Origin of the sequence: Neorhizobium sp. S3-V5DH, assembly GCF_004343065.1 — a bacterium.
Classification (GTDB): domain Bacteria; phylum Pseudomonadota; class Alphaproteobacteria; order Rhizobiales; family Rhizobiaceae; genus Neorhizobium; species Neorhizobium huautlense.
In genome coordinates, this window is sequence record NZ_SMCL01000001.1 from 110,033 (window position 1) to 131,476 (window position 21,444).

The window sequence follows — 21,444 nt, forward strand, 5'->3', positions numbered from 1 at the left end:
AAGTCGCAGCTCATGCCGAGTTTGGATATCCAGATCAGCGTCGAAGACGAGGGTTGGCCTGACGAGTCGGCCCTCCTAGCGCTGAGCGAAAAAACCCTGAGTGCCGCCGCCGAGCTCCTCTCGAAGGAAGAAGCGCAACCGTTCCCGAAAACCGCCCCGGAGCTTTCGCTGGTCTTTACGAACGACGCCTCCATCCGGGAAATCAACGCCGAATGGCGCGGGAAGGACAAGCCGACCAATGTCTTGTCTTTCCCGGCGTTTCCGCTGGCGCCGGGCAAAATGCCGGGGCCGATGCTTGGCGACATCGTCATCGCACGCGAGACTGTCGAACGCGAAGCGGTTGATCTTGACAAGGCTTTCGAGGATCATCTGACCCATCTGCTGGTCCACGGTTTCCTGCATCTGTTCGGTTACGACCATATCCAGGCGGACGAGGCGGAGAAAATGGAAGCGCTGGAGACTCGCATTTTGGCGAAGCTCGGCCTATCTGACCCCTATGCGGGGCAGGACCCGATAGTATAGTATTGGACCTATGAACGATTTTTCGAGCAATGTTGCCCGCGAGGGCAAGGACGCCGACACCAGTTCCTCGGAAGAGGGCAGTAGTCCGTCACGATCCGAACACCAACCCAGATCGCATAATTCATTCTGGTCGCGCGTCCTCAGGCTGCTGCGCCCGTCGCAAGGCGAGAAGCTCCGGGAAGATCTCGCCGACGCGCTGCTGACCGATACCAATGTCAGCAACGCTTTTTCGCCCGAGGAAAGGGCGATGCTGCACAATATCCTCCGCTTCCGCGAAGTTCGCGTCGAGGATCTCATGGTGCCGCGCGCCGATATCGAAGCGGTCGACATGAACATGACGATCGGCGAGCTGATGATCCATTTCGAGGAGACCGGTCGTTCGCGCATGCCCGTCTACGGCGACAACCTCGATGACGCCCGCGGTTTTGTGCATATCCGGGATCTTCTCTCCTATCTTGCAAAGCAGGCTCGCAACAAACGGCGCGTGAGTGCGCGGGCGGCGCCGGCTCAACCGATGCCGCTTTCGACCGACAAACCGGAAAAGGCGGAAAAGCAGATCCGCACGCCACGGCCGGCCTTCGATCTCGGCCGCGTCGATCTCGAGCAAACGGTCGCCGAGGCCGGGCTCATCCGGAAGATCCTGTTCGTGCCGCCATCCATGCTCGCCTCCGATCTGCTGCAGAGCATGCAGGCGGCGCGTACGCAGCTTGCGCTCGTCATCGACGAATACGGCGGCACCGACGGCCTTGTTTCGCATGAGGATATCGTCGAAATGGTGATCGGCGATGTCGAGGACGAACATGATAACGAGGAGGTCATGTTCTCCCGCGCCGGCGATGATGTTTTCGTCGCTGATGCTCGCATAGAACTTGAGGAAATAGCCAAGGCGATCGGCTCGGATTTCGATATCCGAGATCGCCTGGACGACGTCGATACGCTGGGCGGACTGATCTTCTCGGCCCTTGGCCGTATTCCGGTCCGTGGAGAAGTGGTGCAGGCGGTTCCTGGCTTCGAATTCCAGATCCTTGACGCGGATCCCCGCCGCATCAAGCGTGTGCGCATCATGCGCAAGCGCGCTCTCACCCGCCGCCGTCCGAAGGGCGAGGCAGATCTGCTCCTTGCCGACCAGACGGCGCCTGCCGTATTGCCGCCTCCATCAACCCGCGAGGCGGAACGGCCTCATCAATAGCAGCCCGGGGCGTTCGGTCTCTTTGGCTCACGACAAGTCGGCCGTTTTTTGGAAGACTGCGGCGGCTGATTCGGGGAAAAGGGGACGATATGGAGCGGCTGGCGGGCAGGATCATGCTTCTTTGGGGCTTTCCGCGCGTCATCGTCGCTTTTCTAGCCGGGGCGATCGGTGCCCTGGCCCTGCCGCCGGTCGGATTCTTCGCCACCTTTTTCATCTCCTTCACGCTGCTCGTCTGGCTGATGGACGGTTCGACCGGTAATCCGGCGGGCGGAGTTTGGCCCCGCTTGCGTGCCGACTTCCTGCTCGGCTGGGTTTTCGGGTTCGGTTATTTCGTCGCCGGTCTCTGGTGGCTGGGCAACGCGCTCCTGGTGGAGGCGGACGATTTTGCCTGGGCGCTGCCCCTGGCGGTCCTTGGTCTGCCTGCCTATCTCGCTTTGTTTTATGGCTTTGCCACATCGGTCGCCCGCCTTCTCTGGTCTGATGGCGTCGGCCGGATCGCGGCGCTCGCCTTCAGCTTCGGTCTGGCGGAATGGCTGCGTGGCTTCGTCGCGACCGGTTTTCCCTGGAATGCCGTCGGTTACGGGGCGATGCCCATGCCTTTGATGATGCAATCCTCTGCGGTGTTGGGCATCGGCGGCGTCACCGTGCTTGCCGTCTTTGTTTTTTCGGCGCCGGCCCTCGTAGGCACGCGAAAAGGCATGCGCACCGGCCTGGCGGCGGCTGCGGTGCTGTTTTGCGCTCACCTCGGATTCGGCGGTTACCGGCTGTACATTGCCGACCGCATCCCGGCGCCAGCCACCGCGAGCCAGATGACGGTTCGCATCGTCCAGCCGGTGATCGATCAGGCCCGTAAGCTCGACGATAGGGAGCGGGCGGCGATCTTCGAGGAGCATCTTTCGCTTTCGGCCCTGCCACCCGAAAATAACGGCAAGCGGCCGGATCTGATTGTCTGGCCGGAGACCTCCGTGCCGTTCATCCTCACCCAGAATCCCGACGCGCTGAGCCGGATTGCGGAAGTTCTTGAAGACGGGCAGGTCCTGATAACGGGGGCCGTGCGTTCGGAAGACGCGGGCGCCGGCTTGGCGCCTCGCTTCTACAATTCCATCTATGCGATCGACAGCGACGGCCAGATCATATCCGCGTCGGACAAGGTGCATCTCGTGCCGTTCGGCGAATATGTGCCCTACGAGGATCTGTTGCGCAATATCGGCATTCCGGACGCAATCGCCATGCCGGGCGGCTTCACGGCGGCGCCGGCGCGGGCGCTCCTGACGCTCCCCGATGGCAGGACCTTTTACCCGCTCGTCTGTTACGAGGCCATCTTCGCCGACGAGATCGGCTCCGACGTCGAGGGCACGAGCGCGTTGTTGAATGTCACCAATGACGGCTGGTTCGGCGCTACGCCCGGTCCATATCAGCATTTTCAACAGGCCCGGATACGCGCCGTCGAGAGCGGTCGGCCTCTGATTCGTGCGGCAAATACCGGCATTTCAGCGGTTGTCGATCCATACGGAAGAGTCGTAGCCGGTTTAGGTTACAATCAGAAAGGCGTTATGGATGCAACCGTCGGAGGTGATCCGGTATCGCATTGGGACAGCGAAACACGCAGAAATTACTTCTGGTTGCTTACGGCATTTATGTTGCTGATTGCAGTCGTCTCGCGCACTGGTTTTAATTTTCGAAAGAATTGACCAAAAACCCCTAAAAATGCATAGTGGCTTTAGCCTCTCGTCGCGCCCGTTATGCTTTTCAGGTTGAGCTTGTTGTGACCAACCTTACGAAGCGTAGCATACACGCAGACCGGGTTATGGGGATTGAACAGCAAACTCGACAGGACGTCGTTATGATTGAGAATAAGAAGAAGCCGAACCCGATAGACATTCATGTCGGGAGCCGGATTCGCCTTCGCCGAACCATGCTCGGAATGAGCCAGGAAAAGCTGGGCGAAAGCCTCGGGATCACCTTTCAGCAGATCCAGAAATACGAAAAAGGTACCAACCGGGTCGGTGCGAGCCGGCTGCAGAACATATCGAGCATCCTGAACGTTCCGGTTTCCTTCTTTTTCGAAGATGCTCCGGGCGAACATTCCGGCCAGGGGGGCATGGCTGAAGCGTCGAGCTCGAACTATGTCGTGGACTTCCTGTCCTCCGCTGAAGGCCTGCAGCTCAACCGGGCTTTCGTAAAGATCGCAGACCCGAAGGTGCGGCGTCGTCTGGTGGATTTGGTCAAGGCGCTTGCGGCGGAAGCCGAAACCGAGTGAGGCGAATCGCCACGACCTCTGAAAAGCGGCCTTCAAGGCCGCTTTTTTGTTGGTTATTTGCTGGATCTGCCCGTTGCAAGATTTTTTAGGATGCACACATAAAGATATATTTATGTGGTTGTACGCTTGTTTTTGGGCGCAAAAATCACTAAACACGTGGCCGTATCTTTCTTTGAGGGGAATTCCCATAATGCGCGCAAGTTACCTGTTCACCAGCGAGTCCGTTGCCGAAGGCCATCCGGACAAGGTCTGTGATCGTATTTCCGATGAAATCGTGGATCTTGTGTACCGCGAGGCCGCCAAGACTGGCGTCGACCCGTGGACAGTCCGCATCGCCTGCGAAACGCTCGCGACCACCAACCGCGTTGTGATTGCCGGTGAAGTCCGCCTGCCGCTGAGCCTAATGAAGAAGGACAAGGACGGCAACGACGTCATCAATCCTTCCAAGTTCAAGTCCGCTGCACGCAAGGCGATCCGCGATATCGGCTACGAGCAGGATGGCTTCCACTGGAAGACGGCGAAGATCGACGTGCTGCTGCATTCGCAGTCGGCCGACATCGCACAGGGTGTGGACAGCGCCGCCGACAAGCAGGGCGACGAAGGTGCCGGCGACCAGGGCATCATGTTCGGTTACGCCTGCAAGGAAACCCCGGATCTCATGCCGGCGCCGATCTATTATTCCCACAAGATCCTTCAGCTTCTCGCTGCTGCCCGCAAGAAGGGCGAAGGCGATGCCGCCAAGCTCGGCCCGGACGCCAAGAGCCAGGTGACCGTGCGTTATGAAAACGGCAAGCCGTCCTGCGTCGATTCCATCGTTCTGTCGACGCAGCATCTCGACGAGAGCTGGGATTCCAAGAAGGTCCGCCAGGTGGTGGAGCCCTATATCCGCGAAGCGCTGGGTGATCTGAAGATCGCCCCGGACTGCAAGTGGTACATCAACCCCACCGGCAAATTCGTCATCGGCGGCCCGGACGGCGATGCCGGCCTGACCGGCCGCAAGATCATCGTCGACACCTATGGCGGTGCCGCGCCCCACGGCGGTGGCGCATTCTCCGGCAAGGACACGACCAAGGTTGACCGCTCGGCTGCCTACGCAGCCCGTTATCTCGCCAAGAATGTGGTTGCCGCCGGCCTTGCAGATCGTTGCACCATCCAGCTCTCTTACGCGATCGGCATCGCGCAGCCGCTTTCGGTCTATGTCGATCTGCACGGGACCGGCAAGGGCGTCACGGAAGACCAGGTCGAAGCCGGGATCCGCAAGGTCATGGATCTCTCGCCGTCGGGCATTCGCCGGCATCTCGATCTCAACAAGCCGATCTACGCGAAAACATCCGCCTATGGCCACTTCGGCCGCAAGGCCGGCCGCGATGGTTCCTTCTCCTGGGAGAAGACGGATCTCGTGAAGCCCCTGAAGGAAGCGCTGAAGGAAGAGACGCTGGAAGCCGCCTGATCGGCCTTTACGGATCGTTCAAGAAGACTGTAAAGCGGGTGTCTCGCGAGCGAGACGCCCGCTTTTATCATGAGAGATAGCCCATGACCGGACAGCAGCACCCCAGTCGCGCCACCGAAGCCTTCTTCGGCCGTCGCAAGGGAAAGCCGCTACGCGAGCGGCAGGCGGAAGGCATGGCGACGCTGCTGCCGGCCTTGAAGCTTGATCTTCAGAACGAAGCACCCGCGCGGTTGTCGGAGCTTTTCCCCGTGCCGGTGGAGGATCTACGGCTGGAGATCGGTTTCGGGGGCGGCGAACACCTCATCCATCGCGCCCAGGAAAATCCGAAGACAGGCTTCATCGGCATCGAGCCCTTCGTCAATTCGATGGCCAAGCTTCTGTCGCGGGTCGATGAGCTGGAGCTGAAGAATATCCGCGTTTACGACGATGACGCTACGCAAGCGCTGGACTGGTTGCCGGACGCATCGCTCGATCGCATCGATCTGCTCTATCCGGACCCTTGGCCGAAGCGGAAACATTGGAAGAGGCGGTTCGTCTCGCAAGTCAACCTCGACCGCTTCCACCGCGTATTGAAGCCGGGCGGCCTCTTCTGCTTTGCGTCCGATATCGACACATACGTCAATTGGACGCTGATCCACTGCCGCAACCACGGCGGCTTCAAGTGGCTGGCGGAACAATCGTCCGACTGGCTAACACCCTTCGCCGGCTGGCCGGGTACACGATACGAAAACAAGGCCCGCCGCGAAGGCCGTTCCTCGGCCTACCTGAGGTTTCGCAAAATCTGAAGGTCAGTGCAGGCTGACGGTCTTCAGATCGTCTTCAGCAGCCTTGAAAAAGGTGCTGGAACGGTTGTCCGTCAGGAGGATCGGTGTGCCATCGGCACCGAACAGAGCCCAAAGATCAAGACTGGGGTCGATTTCGGGGGCTTCGGGGAAACAGCGGGACACTTCGTCCGACCGCATCTTGCGAATGTATCCGACCTCTCCAGCGCCCAGGTGAGCAAGTTCGGACTGCGTCAAACGCGTATTCGCTTCTTTCAGGAGCATTCCAGCCTCCATGGTGAGGATGCAACGGCATTACCGCCGTTGACCTACTCTGAGACGGAAATGTTAATTTTTCGCACCATACGCGCCGGCTCCGGACGGATGAGGTCGATCGAGAGAAGTCCGTTCTTGAGTCCGGCACCTGAGACCTGCATTCCGTCGGCCAGCACGAATACGCGCTGGAACTGGCGGGCCGCGATGCCCCGATAAAGATAATCGCGCTCGGCCTGCTCCACTTGCCGGCCCCGGATGACGAGCTGGTTCTCCTCCGTCATCACCTCAAGTTCGGCTTCCGAAAACCCCGCAACCGCCAGCGTGATGCGCAGGCGCTCCGGATTGCCGGCGGCATCTGGGAGAATGCGCTCGATATTGTAAGGAGGATATCCGTCGTTGGCCTTTGCAAGGCGTTCGAGGGTCTTTTCCATGGCGTCGAAGCCCAGAAGCAGCGGGCTCGCAAACGGCGTTATTCGGCTCATTATCCAGTCCTTGCAACAAGCGACCATGCCGATGCCCGGAAGTCGGCGCATCAGCTCGAAAATCTATATGGGGAGCGGCCGCGGAGACCGCAAGGATCGTGAGGCCGGTCCGGAAACACTGATCTGCCACTGTCCGGGCGCACTTGACAAGGCATTACCCCGAGGCCAACAAACCCCGGCAAATTAAGGGGCTAAACATGCAGAGTAGAAAGATCATTATCGATACCGACCCAGGCCAGGACGATGCGGCAGCCATCATGCTGGCCTTTGCAAGCCCTGAGGAGATCGAGGTCCTGGGGCTTTGCGCCGTCGCCGGAAATGTGCCGCTTTCCTATACGAGCCGCAATCTGAGGATTGTCTGCGAATTGTGCGGAAAGCCGGATGCCCCGGTTTATGAGGGAGCGAAGAAGCCGACGGTCCGCCCGCCGGTGACGGCCGAGCATGTCCATGGCCGGACCGGCCTGGACGGTGCGGAACTGCCGGAACCGACCATGCCGGTCCGCGATCAGCACGCTGTCGATTTCATCATCGAGACGCTCCGTTCCGAACCTGCAGGAACGGTAACGCTCTGCACGCTTGGCCCGCTCACCAACGTGGCTCTGGCGCTGCAGAAAGCCCCCGACATAGCCTCGCGTGTCAAGGAACTGGTGATGATGGGCGGCGGCTTCTTCGAAGGAGGCAACATCACCCCCGCAGCCGAGTTCAACATCTTCGTCGATCCGGAAGCGGCAAAGACGGTCTTCTCTTCGGGCATGCCGATCGTGATGATGCCGCTCGACGTAACGCACCAGCTTCTGACCACCAAGGCCCGCGTGGCGAAAATCGCCGCTTTGGGCACGCGGCCGGCACAGGTTCTGGTCGATTGGCTGGCCTTTTTCGAGCGGTTCGACGTGGAGAAATACGGGTCCGATGGCGGGCCGCTGCATGACCCGACGGTGATTGCCTATCTGCTGAAGCCGGACCTTTTTTCGGGCCGCGACTGCAATGTCGAGATCGAGACCCAATCAAAACTGACGGTCGGAATGACCGTGGTGGACTGGTGGCGGGTTTCCGACCGCAAGCCGAACGCGAAAGTCATGCGGAATGTGGATGCCGACGGCTTTTTCGATCTTCTGACGAAACGTGTGGCCCGGCTTTGACCGGCCGGTAACGAAAAGGCCGCCGGATAACCACCCGGCGGCCTGGCTCAAAGACGCCGCGTGCGCGATCAGAACTCTTCCCACTCGTCGGCGACAGCGGCCGATCCGTGCGAAGCCGCAGCCTTGGCGACAGGTTTTGCGCGTGCAGGCACCGGAGCCGCCGGACTGGCTGGGGGCTCCCGCAGCGAGCGGGCAACCTGGCGCAGAGCCTGAGGCGCGGCATGAGCAACTCCGCCCACTCCGGCAGAGACCCGGAAGCGCGCGACGAGGGAGCGGAGGGTTTCCGCTTCGTTGCTGAGCACGGAGCTCGCCGCCGTGGTTTCTTCCACCATCGCGGCATTCTGCTGGGTGACCTGGTCCATCTGGTTGACGGCGGAGTTGATCTCCTTGAGACCGGTCGCCTGTTCGCTGGCGGATGCGGAGATCTGGCGGATCAGGCCGTTGATCTGCATGACCTGTACCGCAATCTTCTGCAGTGCGTCACCGGCCCTGCCGACCAGTTCGACACCCTCGCCGACCTGCGTTGTCGAGGCGTTGATAAGCGCCTTGATCTCCTTGGCGGCATTGGCGGAACGCTGCGCCAGTTCCCGCACCTCCTGGGCAACGACGGCGAAACCCTTGCCCGCTTCACCGGCGCGGGCCGCTTCGACCCCTGCATTGAGCGCAAGCAGGTTGGTCTGGAAGGCGATTTCATCGATCACGCTGATAATGCGGGAGATCTCCTGTGACGACTGCGCAATGCCCTGCATCGAGGCGACGGCCTTTTGCACCACTTCGCCCGACTTTTCCGCGTCGTCGCAGGCCAGATTGACGGTCGAGGCGGCGGAGCCGGCATTCTCGGCGCTCGAATTCACCTGCGCGGTGAGCTCGTTCAGTGCGGCGGCGGTCTCTTCGAGGCTCGCCGCCTGCTGTTCCGTCCGGCGCGACAGATCCTGCGCGCTGGAAGCAATTTCGCGGGTGCCGTTGCCGATATTGTGCACGGTCGAATTGACGGTGGCGATCGTATCTTCGAGGCTCTCCAGAGCCCTGTTGAAGTCGGTCTTCAGCTTTGCATATTCGCCCGGAAACTCTTCCTCGACCCGGTAGCCGAGGTTGCCGTTGGACAGTTCGGACAAGCCCCTGGCAAGCGATGCAACAATGCGCTGCTGCTCGTTGGCATTCGCCTCACGCTCGCTTTCCGACCGTGTCCGCTCGCTTTCGGCGGCTTTGCGCTGTGCCTCGGCTTCGGTTTCCAGCCGGCGGCTATCGGCAAGCGTGTGGCGGAAGCCTTCGAGCGACGAGGAGAGGGAGCCGATCTCATCGGAGCGGTCCTGGCCTTCGACCGGCTTCTCGTAACGGCCCTTGCTGAGCAGATCGACGCTGCCGAGGATAGCGCCCAGAGGACGGCGCACGAACACGGTGCTGCCGAAATAGAGGGTCACGATGCAGGCGCCCATAATGATCAGGCCGCCGAGGACCATCATCCACGTCTGATCCTGGACAGGCGCCGCGATGACGCTATGCGGCACGTCAAGAACGATGGCCCATGTGGCGTTGAGATCCGGCACGGTGAAGGGATAAACGACGCGCTCGTAGGCCTCCGGAGCGTCAGCAGTGAGATTGGTGAGCTGCAGAGGCGTGTTCGCCTTCAAGGCGGCGAGAAGCTCGCTGGCCTTCTCCCCTTCCACCGGCTTCATCAGCTTGTCGGCATTGACCGGAACGATCCACTTGCCGCCCTGGGACACGAGGAGAACGCGGCCGGAACCGAAGGGCCGCATGGCCTGCAGCTTCTTCGACAGGGTCGAAAGCGAGACATCGAGGCCTGCGACGCCGAGAAATTTGGAGCCGGACATGACCGGATAGGCAACCGAACTCATGGCGGTAGCGTCGCCCGTCGTGCTTTCCACGTATGGCTGGGTCAGTGAACCCTTCTTCGAATTGGCGGCCAGCGAATACCATTCCGCTTGGGTATCGATGTCGAAGACGCTGTAGGCGATCTCCCCGGAGCGGCTCTTCGTCCAGTAGGGCGCAAGTTCGCCCTTCTTGTTGCCGCCCATCTCCTTGTTGTTCACGAGATCCGCATTTTTGCCGTCGAACGTGCCCGGCGCCTCGGCGAACCAGCTACCGTAGGCGAAGACATTCTGCTCCAGATTGGCCTTGAGGGCGTCGACGACGCCTTTGCGGTCGAGGTAGCCGCCGGCATGGCCGCGACCGATTACGCCGGCAATCGAACGGGCGGCACCGGCGAGCTGGCCGATTTCGACGGCGACCTCATTGGCGATCGAGCGCGCTTCCGCCTCGGCCTGCGCCATGGTCAGCGTTGAAACGCGGCTCCGGGTCTGCGAGATCAGGAAAAGATTGGAGAGCACAAGGACGAGAGCTATCGCCAGGCTCGTGACCAGGATGAGTTTCGTGGAAAGGGATCGGATCTTCAACGGGAACATGGGGCGCGCGCCTCGCAATGAGCATTACGGAGGGGAAAATTCACCTTTATCCGATTTGCCCCGTCATGAGGCCGCTCGCGGAAGGCAAGGCGTTCCGCGGAGGTGATGGTGCCACCCTAGGGATGATGTCTTAAATTTGATTAAAGTTAACCTGGTTGGCTTTCGCACTGCAAAAGCAAAACCTGAGTGACTTTAGATCCGGCTGTCGACCTGCTCGGCGACAGGTATGGACGGCTGGGCACCTGGCGTGAGACAGGCGAGCGAGCCTGCAACGGCGGCGCGGCGGAGCGCATCGGAAAAACCGAGGCCCTGTTCGAGGCTTGCGGCCAGATAGCCGCAGAACGTATCTCCGGCACCGACGGTATCGACGGGCTCGATCTTCAAACCGTCAGCTGCAAAGAAGGTCCCTTCGCGGATCGCAATGACGCCTTCGCCGCCGAGCGTGACCACGAATGTCTGGCCGGTTTCGGCATGCAGTTTTTGGAGCGCGGCTTTCCGCGCGTCCCGATCGGCTAGCCGTTCGCCCGCCAGCAGTTCGAATTCGGTCTCGTTGGCAACGACGATATCGGCAAGGCGTGCAAGCCGTGCCGCGTCCGGCGTCAGGGGGGCGGTATTGATCATCGTGGTGATTCCCTTGGCGCGAGCGGCTTTCAAGGCTACCTCCACCGTCGATCCCGGAATTTCGAGCTGCAGCATCAGGATGTCGCCCGGCTGCATCGGATCGATCGCCGCAAGCGCTTGGGCCTCGCGCACAGTGCCATTGGCGCCCGGGACGACGGCGATCATGTTCTCGCCGGTACCGCCGACCAGGATCAGAGCCGTACCTGTCGGTTCGCCGACGCGTGCGACCCCCGAAAGATCTGCGCCGGCATCCTTGAGGAGCGCCAGCGCCTGCGCCGCGAAGGCGTCTTCCCCCACCGCGCCGACCATGTGAACCGCGCTGCCTGCGCGTTGCGCCGCAAGCGCCTGATTGGCTCCCTTGCCGCCGGCTGCAGTCGAGAAGCTTGATCCGGCCACCGTCTCGCCCGGCTCCGGCAGCCGTTCGGTGGTTGCGATAAGATCCATGTTGATGGAGCCGAGAACGGTGATCATGGGCGGCCTGCTGCTGCTTGTTGAATGCGCCGGACACTGCCCGACAGGATCACTCCTCGTCAACTACCCTCAGCTTCAGAAGCCCGGTCCTGCTTTCGACGACCTTGGTTTGCGGCGTCTCGGCGTCTGTCTCGGACTGTCCCGGCGCTTCGAGCTCCAACGCTCCGATTTTGGCGCCGCGCCTCGTGAGCTTTTCGCTCGATGTGACGATTTGCTCGACATCTCTCTGGGCTGCCAGGAAATGCCCCTGGAGCTTGCGTGTTCGATCGTCGAGGCGCGTCAAATCTTCCATGAGCAGTGCCACTTCACCCTGGATCAGATGCGCCTGCTCGCGCATCCGCTGGTCCTTCAGGACCGCCTGGATGACCTGGATCGACAGCATCAGCAGGGAGGGCGAGACGAAGACGACGCGCGAGCGCTGTGCCTTTTGCACGACCGCTTCGAAATGCTCGTGGATTTCCGCAAAGATCGATTCGGAAGGGACGAAGAGGAAGGCCATGTCCTGCGTCTCGCCCGGAAGAAGGTACTTCTCGGAAATATCCTTGATGTGCACTTCCAGGTCGCGCCGGAATTGCTGGGCGGCGGACCTGCGTGCTTCCGGCGCGGCCGCCTCACGGAATGCGTTCCAGGCCTCCAGGGGAAACTTGGCATCCACCACCAGCGGCGGCGCGTTGTTCGGCATCCGGATCGTACAGTCCGGGCGGGTGCCGTTGGAAAGCGACGACTGGAAGGAATAGGCGCCGAGCGGCAAGCCGTCGGCAACGATGGTTTCCATGCGTCCCTGGCCGAAAGCGCCTCGCGTCTGTTTGTTGGAAAGGATGGCCTGCAACCCGACCACGTCCTTGGCGAGCGTCTGAATGTTGTTCTGCGCCGCGTCGATCACGGCAAGCCTTTCCTGCAGCTTTCGCAGGTTCTCATGCGTCGATCTGGTCTGCTCGGTGATCGTCGTGCCGATCCGATGCGTCATGCCGTCGAGCCTTTGGCTGACCGCCTGATTGAGCTCCGACTGGCGGGTCGACAGGGTCTCGGCCATCACCGACAGGCGTCCCTGCATCTCGCTTTGCGCCCGGATGAGTTCGGAAAGCCGCGCTTCCGCTTCCGCAGCCTGTCGTGCAGCATCCTGCCGTCGGCGGCTGTTGCTGCGCAGAACGAGTACCAGGAAGAGCAGGATAACAGCCGCCGCGGCGGCTGAAAACATCACGGTTAGCTGCTGAGAAAAAAGAGGAGAAAGGCGGCTGAAGAGATCGTTCATGCTTTCAGCCTAACAGATTTCTGCGAAGGAGGAAGATCAAAACGTGAACATTGGTTACCAATACAGCGCGATTCCTGTTCCATCGGAAAAAGAGTTGCGTTATGGGGAGATCATGACGATCAAGCCCCTGATTATTTTGCCCGACCCCATCCTGCGCCAGGTGTCCAAGCCCGTCGAGCAGGTGGATTCCGATATCCTGAAGCTTGCAGACGACATGCTGGAGACGATGTATGACGCGCCTGGCATAGGCCTGGCGGCGATCCAGATCGGTATTCCGCGCCGGCTTCTGGTGGTGGATATCGCGCGCGAGGGTGAAGAAAAGGCCCCGCAGGTCTTCATCAATCCGGAGATCGTCAAGTCTTCGGACGAACGTTCCGTCTACGAGGAAGGCTGCCTGTCCATTCCCGAATATTATGCGGAAGTGGAGCGCCCCGCCGTCGTCACCGTCAAGCACATCGGCCGCGATGGGAAGGAACATCTTGTCGAGGCCGATGGCCTGCTTGCGACCTGCCTGCAGCACGAGATCGACCATCTGAACGGCGTGCTGTTCATCGACTACATCTCCCGCCTCAAGCGCGAAATGGTCATCAAGAAATTCACCAAGGCCGCCAAGACGAAAGCCGTCTAAGGCTGACGCCCGCACGGTCTTCAGCTCGAAGGCGCGTTCTTAAAGCGCGAAACGCCATGTCTCTCCGCATCACCTTCATGGGCACGCCGGAATTTTCCGTGCCGACGCTGCAGGCGCTGAAGCAGGCGGGACACGAGATCGCCGCGGTCTACACCCAGCCGCCTCGGCCAGGCGGCCGCCGAGGGCTGGATCTGGTGAAGTCGCCGGTCCATCAGGCTGCCGAACTGCTCGGCATTCCCGTTTTCACCCCCGTCGATTTCAAGGAGCGGGAAGAGCGCGAGAAATTCCGCGCGCTGAATGCGGACGTGGCGGTCGTCGTCGCCTACGGCTTGCTGCTGCCCGAAGCGATCCTCACCGGCACGCGGCTTGGCTGCTACAACGGCCATGCCTCGCTCCTGCCGCGCTGGCGGGGGGCGGCGCCGATCCAGCGCGCCATCATGGCCGGCGATAAAAAGACCGGCATGATGGTCATGCAGATGGAGAAGGGTCTCGATACCGGCCCGGTCGCCCTTACCAAAGAGGTCGAGATCGGCGAAGGCATGACGGCGGGGGAGTTGCACGACAAGCTGATGCTCGTCGGCGCACGCGCCATGGTCGAGGCGATGGAAAAGCTCGAGGGCGGTGACCTGCCGCTGACGCCGCAGCCGGACGAGGGTGTGCTTTACGCCGCCAAGATCGACAAGGGCGAGACCCGCATCGATTTTTCGAGGTCCGCCCGTGACGTGCACAATCATATCCGAGGGTTGTCGCCTTTCCCCGGCGCGTGGTTCGAGGCCGAGATCAACGGCAGACCGGAACGCGTGAAGGTACTCGCCTCGGAAGTGGCTAAAGGCCAGGGCGAGGCAGGCACCGTTCTTGACGATACATTGACTGTGGCCTGTGGCGAAGGCGCCGTGCGGCTCCTGAAGCTTCAGAAGGCGGGTGGCAAGCCGCTGGCGGCGGCTGAATTCCTGCGTGGAACATCCGTTCCCGCCGGCACGAGGTTTTGCTGATGCCGCGCTACCGCATGACCGTCGAATATGACGGCACGCCCTATGTGGGCTGGCAGATGCAGGAGAACGGCCATTCCGTCCAGGCCGCTCTACAGGCTGGCATCCTGTCGCTCACGGGAGAGACAGTCTCGATCCGTGGTGCGGGCCGGACGGATTCAGGTGTACATGCGGTGGGGCAGGTGGTCCACGTTGACCTTTCCCGGGACTGGAAGCCCTACAAGCTGCGCAATGCGCTCAACGCCCACCTGATGATGGCTGGCGAAAAGGTCTCCATCCTGGACGTCTGGGCGGTCGACGACAGTTTTGACGCGCGGTTCTCGGCGCAGCGCCGGCATTATCTCTACCGCATTCTCAATCGGCCCTCGCCGCTCGCCCTTGAAGCCAAGCGTGCCTGGTGGGTGACGCGCGAGCTTGACCACGAGGTCATGCATGCGGCCGCGCAGACCTTGATCGGGCATCACGACTTCACGACCTTTCGTTCCGCCCACTGCCAGGCGGCGAGCCCGATGAGGACGCTCGACCGGCTGGACGTGACCCGCAGCGGAGACCTGATCGAGATCCGGGCGAGCGCCCAGAGCTTTCTGCACAACCAGATCCGCTCCTTCGCCGGCACCCTGAAATTGGCGGGGGAGGGCAAGATGACGCCGGACGACGTTCGCGCAGCGCTCGACGCGCGCGACCGCGCCGCCTGCGGACCGGTCGCTCCGCCGGAGGGGCTCTACTTCCTGAAGGTGGATTATCCCGGCGATACCTGACTGTCTGAAGGGCCCGTGATCGTCAGAAAGGATAAATTCCGAGGAAGCGCTGCATGGCGCCGGTCAAGATCATGTTCGGCACCAGCAGGACAAGGACCAGCGCCGTGGTCATCAGCAACTGCGGCCCGCAGATCATTCGCATGATCCGAGATACCGCAAAGACCAGAACCATGAGCAGGATGAGCTGCATCAGCCCGATGATCGGCGTCAGGACGGGCAACAGAAGCATTGCCAGGCACAATAAACCGTAGATCCATGCAAATGGAACCGCCAGCCAGTTGATCGTCACGGCGATGGCCGGGAATTTGCGGTGGATGCCCATGAACAGGCAGATCAGAGCCGCAAAGACGATCGGCAGCAGCCAGTTGAGAACTTCGAGCATCGCCACGCGGACAAAGAACATACCTCCGAGCCGCGTGCCCGGCGGCATGCTTTGAACCAGCAGGGACCGCAGCCAGATCCAGGACACGAAGACGGCCGGCAGGCACCAGACGAAAGCCCAGAAGGAACGCATCATGCCGCGGTCGGAAACATCGAGCAGGCGGAATCCCTGCGCATCGCCTCTGATCAACAGCCAGAGGCCGCTCAGATATAACCTGACTTCACTGTAGGAGGGCATTATCGAACCAGCGGGAGATGAAGGTCCCATAGATTTGGGTGAGCATCTCCAGATCGGCAAGGGCCACCCGTTCATCGACCATATGCATGGTCTGGCCGACCAGGCCGAACTCCACGACCGGGCAGTAGTCCTTGATGAAGCGTGCATCCGATGTGCCGCCGGTGGTGGAAAGCTGCGGCGTGCGGCCGGTGACCTTTTCTACCGCAGCCGAGAGCGAGGCGATCAACGCGTTGTTGCGGGTCAGGAAGACGTGGCTCGGGCGTTCGGCCCAAGCAATCTCATAACGGGCCGGATCGCGGCCCGGACGCAACGGGCTTTGGACTGCTGCGAGATCGAGCCGGCGAATGATCTCCGCCTTAACCGTATCGGCCGTCCAACTGTCGTTGAACCGGATGTTGAAGGCAAACCCTGCCTTGGCCGGTATGACATTGGTGGCCGAATTGCCGACATCCACAGAGGTGACTTCGAGATTGGAGGCCGGGAATTCCGGCGTGCCTGTATCGAAGGGTGGGTCCATCAGCGCGCTCGCCAAGGGAAGAAGGCCCCGAACCGGATTGTCGGCGAGATGGGGATAAGCCGCATGACCCTGCACGCCGAATACGGTCACTTTGCCGGATACGGATCCCCGCCGGCCGATCTTGATCATGTCGCCGAGTTGATCCGGATTGGTCGGCTCCCCCACGAGGCAGGCGTCCCAGCGCTCGCCCTTTTCGGCAGCCCATTTCAACAGCTTCTCGGTACCGTTGACCGCAGGCCCTTCCTCGTCGCCGGTGATCAGGAAGGAGATCGAGCCTTTCGGAGCACCATGCTTTTCGATGTGACGTGCCAGAGCCGCCACAAAGCAGGCAATTCCACCCTTCATGTCGACGGCGCCGCGGCCAAAAAGCTCGTCGCCCGCGATTTCGGCCGCAAAAGGCGGATGGCTCCACGATGCCTCGTCCCCCGGAGGAACGACGTCGGTGTGGCCGGCGAACATCAGATGCGGACCGTCGGTGCCGAGCCGCGCATAAAGGTTCTCGATATCCGGCAAGCCCGGCTCCGTCGCCACCATGCGCTCGACCTTGAACCCGAGCGGAATGAGCATGGATTCCAGAGCGGTGAGCGCGCCACCTTCGGCCGGGGTCACCGAAGGGCAGCGGATGAGGTCCTGAAGATTGGCGACGGGATCGGATGCGGACATTTCGGATGAGCAGCCTTGAGGTCAGTCGCGCAGAAGTTCGTTGATGCCGGTCTTGGAACGGGTCTTTTCGTCGACGCGCTTGACGATGACGGCGCAGTAGAGGCTCGGGCCCGGTTCCCCGTTCGGGAACGGCTTGCCCGGCATCGAGCCCGCGACGACCACGGAATAGGGGGGCACTTCGCCATAGGTGATCTCGCCGGTCGCGCGATCGACGATCTTGGTCGACTTGCCGATGAAGACGCCCATGCCGAGCACGGAACCCTCGCGCACGATGCAGCCTTCGACGACTTCGGAGCGCGCCCCGATGAAGCAATTGTCCTCAATGATGGTGGGGCCGGCCTGCATGGGCTCCAGCACGCCGCCGATGCCGACGCCGCCCGACAGGTGGACATGCTTGCCGATCTGCGCACAGGAGCCGACGGTGGCCCAGGTGTCGACCATCGTTCCTTCATCCACATAGGCGCCGAGGTTGACGAAAGAGGGCATCAGCACGACGTTCTTGCCAATGTAGGCCGAGCGGCGGGCGACCGCACTCGGTACGGCCCGGAAGCCGGCCGCACGGAATTCGTTCTCGCCCCAGCCTTCGAATTTCGACGGCACCTTGTCCCACCAGGTGGAGTTGCCGGGGCCGTGCTTCACCACCTCCATGTCGTTCAGGCGGAAGGACAGCAGCACCGCCTTCTTCAGCCACTGGTGTACGGTCCAGTTTCCGTCGGCACCACGGCTCGCCACGCGCGCCTTGCCGCTGTCGAGCAGGTTCAGCGCCTCCTCGACCGCATCGCGGATCTCGCCTTTGGTCGATACCGTCACATCGTCCCGGTTCTCGAAGGCGGTCTCGATAGTCTTTTCGAGGGAGGAAAAGTCAGCGCTGCTCATGGGAAATCCTTAAACGTCACTCGGTATCGTGATGGTGGAGAGGTGGCCATTTAGTTCTATTTGCTCTAAGCGACCGCCACTCAGGCGTCAATGTGAATTGGCGTCAACGCATGTTGGCGCTGGAAGGGTCATGCAATGGCAAAGGCGAAGAAGGACGGACCGCGGCGCAAGGATGGCGTCTGGGATCCTCTGAAGGACAACAAGGCCGACAAATATGCGGCCGCCGGTCAGCCGAGGACGCCGCAAACGGAATCTCCGTCCTATCGCCTCGCCTATGCGGACGACGACTTTCTGAGCCGCGAAGAGCTGCGGCCGGTCCGTCTTCAGCTGGAACTTACCAAAGCCGAGATGATGCTTGCCGAACGCGGCATCAAGTCGACGGTGGTGCTGTTTGGCGGCGCGCGCATCCCGGCGCCCGGGCAAAGCGCCTGGGCTGCGCGCAACGAGGTTCAGCGGAAGAATCTCGAAGCGGCATCGGTGTTTTATGACGAGGCGCGGAAGTTTGCTGAACTCTGCGGAAAACACTCGGCCGGGTATAATCATCAGGAATATGTGGTGGTGACGGGCGGCGGACCAGGCGTGATGGAAGCGGGCAATCGCGGAGCCTCGGACGCCGGTGCCCCGAGCGTTGGGCTCAACATTATGCTGCCGCACGAGCAGGCGCCGAACCGTTTCGTAACGCCCGAACTCAGCTTCAACTTCCACTATTTCGCAATCCGCAAGATGCATTTCATGATGCGCGCCAAGGCGGTTGCGGTATTTCCGGGCGGCTTCGGGACTCTCGACGAGATGTTCGAGGCGCTGACGCTCATCCAGACAAAACGCATGGAGCGGATCCCGCTTATCCTCTTCAGCGAGGCGTTCTGGCGCGGCATCATCAATTTTGGAGCACTGGCGGAATTCGGCACGATCGCGCCGGAAGACCTCAATCTCATCAACTTCGTCGAGACGGCCGATCAGGCCTGGAAGATCATCGCCGACTTCTACGAGCATTAGAACTGAAAGAACCCGCCTCTCGGGGGAGGGGCGGGTCCTTCAAGACGACGGCCGGTATTAGTTCCAAAGGGGGCGGGGAACTAGAGGGGGCGGTCCGGCAGGTCGTCGATGGAAATGGTGCCGTCCTTGTTGACGTCCATGCGGGTGAACAGCTGGTCGCCTGCGGTGGTTGCTTCGGTCTTGGTAATCTTGCCATCCCGGTCTTCATCGACCATGCGGAAGATACCGCGGCCCATCATGCCGCCATGTCGCGGGCCATCCCAGCGCGCATTGTGGCGATCCTGGTCATCGTGATCCCGCCCGCCGCGGTGCCAGCCATCGCGATCCCCGTCGTGGCGGCCGTGGCCGCGGTTTTCAGCCTGTTCCGGTGGCGGGTTGTCCTTGCGGAACTCATCCATTTTAGCCTGGCGGAAATCCACGAGTTCGCCTCGGGTGACGGTGCCGTCCTTGTTTGCGTCGATTTCGGCAAACAGCGCATCCTGGCGGGCGGTCAGCTCTTCCTTGGAGATCTTGCCGTCCTTGTTGCCGTCGGCATTCTTCAAGAGACGAACGAACATCACGTCCTGCATCATGCGGCCGCCGGCGCCCTCATGGCGGCCGGGTCCGTCACGTCCCGGTGCCGCGAATGCGGGCAGAGCGGCTCCTGCGACCAGTACGGCACTGAGTGTCGCTAAAACGATCTTCTTCGCGGTCATCGAATGGGTCCTTTCCGGTTAAATCCGATGACCTGAAGATAGGCCCGGCAATCGAAGGGAACCACTTAAACATCCGTAATGTGGATGAACATTTGGTAAGACGGCGGGAACTCAATCGGGCCGAATGCCGGACAGGAAACCTGCCAGATCGTCGGTCACGTAGTCGATATGATCGTCCTCGTCGGTCAGCTTTTCCCAACGCTCCATCAGCACCGTATCGAGGTTGCGGGGAACCAGAAGAACGGTGCGCATACCGAGCGTCTTCGGGACCTGCAGATTGCGAGGGAGGTCTTCGAACATGGCGGCGTGCCTGGTATCGACGCGGTGCAGGCTCGCGAACTTGTCGTAGGTGGCGCCCGCAGGCTTCGGGACATAACCCGCCGCAACGATGTCGAAGATATCGTCGAAATTGTCGAGGATGCCGAGCGCCCGGGCGGCGGCTTCGGCATGCGGTACGCTTCCGTTGGTAAAGATGAACTTGCGGCCCGGCAGCGCCTTGATCGCCTCTCCGAGTTCCGGATGCGGCAGCAGCGCCGAATAATCGATCGCATGGGCGCGCTCTAGAAAACTGTCCGGCTCGATCCCGTGATTCAGCATCAGGCCCTGCAGGGTCGTCCCATGCTCGTGGTAATAGCGCTTTTGCAGCGCCCTTGCGTCCTCCGGCTCGAGCTGCAGCAGCTCCTGCACATAGGCCGTCATGTTCTTGTCGATCTGCGCAAACAGATTGATGTGATGCGGGTAGAGCGTGTTGTCGAGATCGAATACCCATTCCCGGATATCGGCGAAATCGGCAGGATCGGGGGATGTTTTCGGCGTCTTGTCCATGCCCGTCTTATGCACGGCTTGGGCGTCGAAGAAAATCGAAAAGGCGACCTGTTCAGGCCAAATCCGGCCTTGGCGGCCAAATAGCCGGCATGATACCGCCACCAGCATGGAACTTTGGATCCCCATTACAATCGCTGCGGCCTTCTTGCAGAACCTGCGCTCCGCCTTGCAAAAGCGTCTGCAGGGTTCGCTCGGCACCCGCGGCGCGAGCTTCGTGCGCTTCGGCTACGGGTTTCCGATCGCAATCCTCTATGTGCTGGCTTTGCATCACATTGCCGGCTACCCTTATCCCGAAATCAACCCGACCTTCGCCATATGGGCCGGGATCGGGGGGCTGGCGCAGATCTTTGCGACCATCATGCTGGTGCATCTCTTTTCGCTCCGCAACTTTGCCGTGGGCACGGCCTATTCCAAGACGGAACCGGTGCAGGCGGCGATCTTCGGTTTTGTCCTGCTTGGAGAGAAACTCACCTTAGGCGCCATTGCGGCGATCATCGTCGGCGTACTCGGCGTGATGATGATCTCCACGGCGCGGATGCCGCTGTCCTGGCGCAATCTCGCCGTCGCGCTGACGGGGCGGACTGCATTGATCGGTATAGCCTCCGGTGCGGTCTTCGGCATTTCGGCGGTGGCCTATCGCAGTGCCGCGCTTTCGCTTCAAGGGCCGGGGCCGGTTATGGACGCGGCGGTTACGCTTGCCTGTGTAACGACCTTCCAGACAATTTTCATGCTGGTCTGGATGTTCTGGAAAGACAGGCGCGAGATCGCGCAGGTGGTCCGCAGCTGGCGCTCGTCCTCGCTGGTAGGCCTGGCCGGCGTCCTCGGTTCTGCCTGCTGGTTCACGGCGATGACGCTGCAGCAGGTGGCTTACGTCCGTGCCCTCGGTCAGATCGAACTGGTCTTCACCTTCATGGCGTCCTATTTCCTCTTCCACGAGCGGGTGAACCGTATGGAAGCGATCGGCTGTATGCTCATTGTCTGCGGCATTCTCGGGTTGTTGTTCTTCTGAGCCGCGTTTTCTAGGATCGTAAA

22 protein-coding genes are annotated in these 21,444 nt (G+C 61.2%); 12 read left to right on the forward strand and 10 right to left on the reverse strand.

Annotated features, from left to right (window positions below):
• Positions 1 to 12: 12 nt before the first annotated feature.
• From ybeY to trmB, 6 genes are all read left to right on the forward strand, one after another.
• Entirely contained in the window at positions 13 to 522 is a 510-nt protein-coding gene (ybeY, locus tag EDE09_RS00575; protein ID WP_132408335.1) for an rRNA maturation RNase YbeY, read from the forward strand.
• Positions 523 to 532: 10 nt separating this feature from the next.
• The gene (locus EDE09_RS00580; protein WP_132408337.1) at positions 533 to 1,711 is read left to right on the forward strand and encodes a hemolysin family protein; all 1,179 of its coding nucleotides are present in this window, start codon (positions 533 to 535) and stop codon (positions 1,709 to 1,711) included.
• A gap of 89 nt (positions 1,712 to 1,800) precedes the next feature.
• On the forward strand, positions 1,801 to 3,402 hold the full coding sequence (lnt, locus tag EDE09_RS00585; RefSeq protein ID WP_132408339.1) for an apolipoprotein N-acyltransferase: 1,602 nt from the start codon (positions 1,801 to 1,803) through the stop codon (positions 3,400 to 3,402).
• Positions 3,403 to 3,554: 152 nt separating this feature from the next.
• Positions 3,555 to 3,971, forward strand: a complete 417-nt coding sequence (locus EDE09_RS00590; RefSeq protein WP_105370482.1) for a helix-turn-helix transcriptional regulator — start codon at positions 3,555 to 3,557, stop codon at positions 3,969 to 3,971.
• A 190-nt stretch (positions 3,972 to 4,161) separates the two neighbouring features.
• Positions 4,162 to 5,421 (forward strand): methionine adenosyltransferase, encoded by a 1,260-nt coding sequence (gene metK / locus EDE09_RS00595; protein WP_132408341.1) that lies wholly within the window; start codon positions 4,162 to 4,164, stop codon positions 5,419 to 5,421.
• An 83-nt stretch (positions 5,422 to 5,504) separates the two neighbouring features.
• On the forward strand, positions 5,505 to 6,206 hold the full coding sequence (gene trmB / locus EDE09_RS00600; protein ID WP_132408343.1) for a tRNA (guanosine(46)-N7)-methyltransferase TrmB: 702 nt from the start codon (positions 5,505 to 5,507) through the stop codon (positions 6,204 to 6,206).
• A 3-nt stretch (positions 6,207 to 6,209) separates the two neighbouring features.
• On the opposite strand, the gene EDE09_RS00605 is transcribed toward trmB, so the two are convergent.
• Both EDE09_RS00605 and EDE09_RS00610 read right to left on the reverse strand, forming a co-directional pair.
• Complete coding sequence (locus tag EDE09_RS00605; protein ID WP_105370485.1) at positions 6,210 to 6,467, reverse strand: DUF1150 family protein; 258 nt, start codon at positions 6,465 to 6,467, stop codon at positions 6,210 to 6,212.
• Between the two features lie 44 nt (positions 6,468 to 6,511).
• Positions 6,512 to 6,940, reverse strand: a complete 429-nt coding sequence (locus EDE09_RS00610) for an Hsp20 family protein (RefSeq protein ID WP_105370486.1) — start codon at positions 6,938 to 6,940, stop codon at positions 6,512 to 6,514.
• A gap of 197 nt (positions 6,941 to 7,137) precedes the next feature.
• Between EDE09_RS00610 and EDE09_RS00615 the strand changes: the two genes are divergently transcribed.
• Complete coding sequence (locus EDE09_RS00615; RefSeq protein WP_105370487.1) at positions 7,138 to 8,079, forward strand: nucleoside hydrolase; 942 nt, start codon at positions 7,138 to 7,140, stop codon at positions 8,077 to 8,079.
• 68 nt (positions 8,080 to 8,147) lie between these two features.
• Here EDE09_RS00615 and EDE09_RS00620 read toward each other — a convergent pair whose 3' ends face one another.
• From EDE09_RS00620 to rmuC, 3 genes are all read right to left on the reverse strand, one after another.
• Complete coding sequence (locus EDE09_RS00620) at positions 8,148 to 10,502, reverse strand: methyl-accepting chemotaxis protein (protein ID WP_132408345.1); 2,355 nt, start codon at positions 10,500 to 10,502, stop codon at positions 8,148 to 8,150.
• A gap of 192 nt (positions 10,503 to 10,694) precedes the next feature.
• Complete coding sequence (locus EDE09_RS00625; RefSeq protein ID WP_105370489.1) at positions 10,695 to 11,594, reverse strand: ribokinase; 900 nt, start codon at positions 11,592 to 11,594, stop codon at positions 10,695 to 10,697.
• Positions 11,595 to 11,643: 49 nt separating this feature from the next.
• Positions 11,644 to 12,792 (reverse strand): DNA recombination protein RmuC, encoded by a 1,149-nt coding sequence (gene rmuC, locus EDE09_RS00630; RefSeq protein ID WP_245505061.1) that lies wholly within the window; start codon positions 12,790 to 12,792, stop codon positions 11,644 to 11,646.
• Between the two features lie 166 nt (positions 12,793 to 12,958).
• On the opposite strand from rmuC, the gene def reads away from it, so the two are divergent.
• From def to truA, 3 genes are read left to right on the forward strand one after another with little or no spacing between them, the layout of a single operon-like run.
• On the forward strand, positions 12,959 to 13,474 hold the full coding sequence (gene def, locus EDE09_RS00635) for a peptide deformylase (protein WP_105370711.1): 516 nt from the start codon (positions 12,959 to 12,961) through the stop codon (positions 13,472 to 13,474).
• Between the two features lie 56 nt (positions 13,475 to 13,530).
• A complete protein-coding gene (fmt, locus tag EDE09_RS00640) occupies positions 13,531 to 14,466 on the forward strand; it encodes a methionyl-tRNA formyltransferase (protein WP_132408349.1) in 936 nt (311 codons plus the stop codon).
• Complete coding sequence (gene truA, locus EDE09_RS00645) at positions 14,466 to 15,221, forward strand: tRNA pseudouridine(38-40) synthase TruA (RefSeq protein ID WP_132408351.1); 756 nt, start codon at positions 14,466 to 14,468, stop codon at positions 15,219 to 15,221. The genes fmt and truA overlap by 1 nt, the downstream gene beginning before the upstream one ends.
• A gap of 22 nt (positions 15,222 to 15,243) precedes the next feature.
• Here the strand turns inward: truA and EDE09_RS00650 are convergent, their stop codons facing one another.
• Genes EDE09_RS00650 through dapD form a run of 3 tightly spaced genes read right to left on the reverse strand, consistent with a single transcriptional unit; the run spans position 15,244 to position 17,896 of the window.
• Positions 15,244 to 15,840 (reverse strand): hypothetical protein, encoded by a 597-nt coding sequence (locus EDE09_RS00650; protein WP_132408353.1) that lies wholly within the window; start codon positions 15,838 to 15,840, stop codon positions 15,244 to 15,246.
• Complete coding sequence (dapE, locus tag EDE09_RS00655) at positions 15,824 to 17,020, reverse strand: succinyl-diaminopimelate desuccinylase (protein WP_132408355.1); 1,197 nt, start codon at positions 17,018 to 17,020, stop codon at positions 15,824 to 15,826. The genes EDE09_RS00650 and dapE overlap by 17 nt, the downstream gene beginning before the upstream one ends.
• 21 nt (positions 17,021 to 17,041) lie before the next feature.
• The gene (gene dapD / locus EDE09_RS00660) at positions 17,042 to 17,896 is read right to left on the reverse strand and encodes a 2,3,4,5-tetrahydropyridine-2,6-dicarboxylate N-succinyltransferase (protein WP_105370495.1); all 855 of its coding nucleotides are present in this window, start codon (positions 17,894 to 17,896) and stop codon (positions 17,042 to 17,044) included.
• Positions 17,897 to 18,031: 135 nt separating this feature from the next.
• Here dapD and EDE09_RS00665 point away from each other — a divergent pair, with 135 nt between their 5' ends.
• A complete protein-coding gene (locus tag EDE09_RS00665; protein WP_132408357.1) occupies positions 18,032 to 18,892 on the forward strand; it encodes an LOG family protein in 861 nt (286 codons plus the stop codon).
• Positions 18,893 to 18,972: 80 nt separating this feature from the next.
• On the opposite strand, the gene EDE09_RS00670 is transcribed toward EDE09_RS00665, so the two are convergent.
• Together EDE09_RS00670 and EDE09_RS00675 are read right to left on the reverse strand one after the other, a co-directional pair.
• Entirely contained in the window at positions 18,973 to 19,587 is a 615-nt protein-coding gene (locus EDE09_RS00670; RefSeq protein ID WP_112797462.1) for a hypothetical protein, read from the reverse strand.
• Positions 19,588 to 19,698: 111 nt separating this feature from the next.
• On the reverse strand, positions 19,699 to 20,412 hold the full coding sequence (locus tag EDE09_RS00675; RefSeq protein ID WP_112797537.1) for a pyrimidine 5'-nucleotidase: 714 nt from the start codon (positions 20,410 to 20,412) through the stop codon (positions 19,699 to 19,701).
• A 106-nt stretch (positions 20,413 to 20,518) separates the two neighbouring features.
• Between EDE09_RS00675 and EDE09_RS00680 the strand changes: the two genes are divergently transcribed.
• A complete protein-coding gene (locus tag EDE09_RS00680; RefSeq protein WP_112797460.1) occupies positions 20,519 to 21,421 on the forward strand; it encodes an EamA family transporter in 903 nt (300 codons plus the stop codon).
• Positions 21,422 to 21,444: the final 23 nt, after the last annotated feature.

Coding starts and splice junctions, on each gene's coding strand:
- EDE09_RS00620 (WP_132408345.1), bottom strand. CDS start 10,502: ATGTTCCCGTTGAAGATCCGATCCCTTTCCACGAAACTCATCCTGGTC.
- EDE09_RS00605 (WP_105370485.1), bottom strand. CDS start 6,467: ATGCTCCTGAAAGAAGCGAATACGCGTTTGACGCAGTCCGAACTTGCT.
- EDE09_RS00625 (WP_105370489.1), bottom strand. CDS start 11,594: ATGATCACCGTTCTCGGCTCCATCAACATGGATCTTATCGCAACCACC.
- EDE09_RS00590 (WP_105370482.1), top strand. CDS start 3,555: ATGATTGAGAATAAGAAGAAGCCGAACCCGATAGACATTCATGTCGGG.
- truA (WP_132408351.1), top strand. CDS start 14,466: ATGCCGCGCTACCGCATGACCGTCGAATATGACGGCACGCCCTATGTG.
- EDE09_RS00670 (WP_112797462.1), bottom strand. CDS start 19,587: ATGACCGCGAAGAAGATCGTTTTAGCGACACTCAGTGCCGTACTGGTC.
- metK (WP_132408341.1), top strand. CDS start 4,162: ATGCGCGCAAGTTACCTGTTCACCAGCGAGTCCGTTGCCGAAGGCCAT.
- dapD (WP_105370495.1), bottom strand. CDS start 17,896: ATGAGCAGCGCTGACTTTTCCTCCCTCGAAAAGACTATCGAGACCGCC.
- lnt (WP_132408339.1), top strand. CDS start 1,801: ATGGAGCGGCTGGCGGGCAGGATCATGCTTCTTTGGGGCTTTCCGCGC.
- fmt (WP_132408349.1), top strand. CDS start 13,531: ATGTCTCTCCGCATCACCTTCATGGGCACGCCGGAATTTTCCGTGCCG.
- def (WP_105370711.1), top strand. CDS start 12,959: ATGACGATCAAGCCCCTGATTATTTTGCCCGACCCCATCCTGCGCCAG.
- EDE09_RS00665 (WP_132408357.1), top strand. CDS start 18,032: ATGGCAAAGGCGAAGAAGGACGGACCGCGGCGCAAGGATGGCGTCTGG.
- EDE09_RS00610 (WP_105370486.1), bottom strand. CDS start 6,940: ATGAGCCGAATAACGCCGTTTGCGAGCCCGCTGCTTCTGGGCTTCGAC.
- ybeY (WP_132408335.1), top strand. CDS start 13: ATGCCGAGTTTGGATATCCAGATCAGCGTCGAAGACGAGGGTTGGCCT.
- EDE09_RS00650 (WP_132408353.1), bottom strand. CDS start 15,840: ATGCCCTCCTACAGTGAAGTCAGGTTATATCTGAGCGGCCTCTGGCTG.
- EDE09_RS00580 (WP_132408337.1), top strand. CDS start 533: ATGAACGATTTTTCGAGCAATGTTGCCCGCGAGGGCAAGGACGCCGAC.
- rmuC (WP_245505061.1), bottom strand. CDS start 12,792: ATGTTTTCAGCCGCCGCGGCGGCTGTTATCCTGCTCTTCCTGGTACTC.
- EDE09_RS00615 (WP_105370487.1), top strand. CDS start 7,138: ATGCAGAGTAGAAAGATCATTATCGATACCGACCCAGGCCAGGACGAT.
- dapE (WP_132408355.1), bottom strand. CDS start 17,020: ATGTCCGCATCCGATCCCGTCGCCAATCTTCAGGACCTCATCCGCTGC.
- EDE09_RS00680 (WP_112797460.1), top strand. CDS start 20,519: ATGGAACTTTGGATCCCCATTACAATCGCTGCGGCCTTCTTGCAGAAC.
- EDE09_RS00675 (WP_112797537.1), bottom strand. CDS start 20,412: ATGGACAAGACGCCGAAAACATCCCCCGATCCTGCCGATTTCGCCGAT.
- trmB (WP_132408343.1), top strand. CDS start 5,505: ATGACCGGACAGCAGCACCCCAGTCGCGCCACCGAAGCCTTCTTCGGC.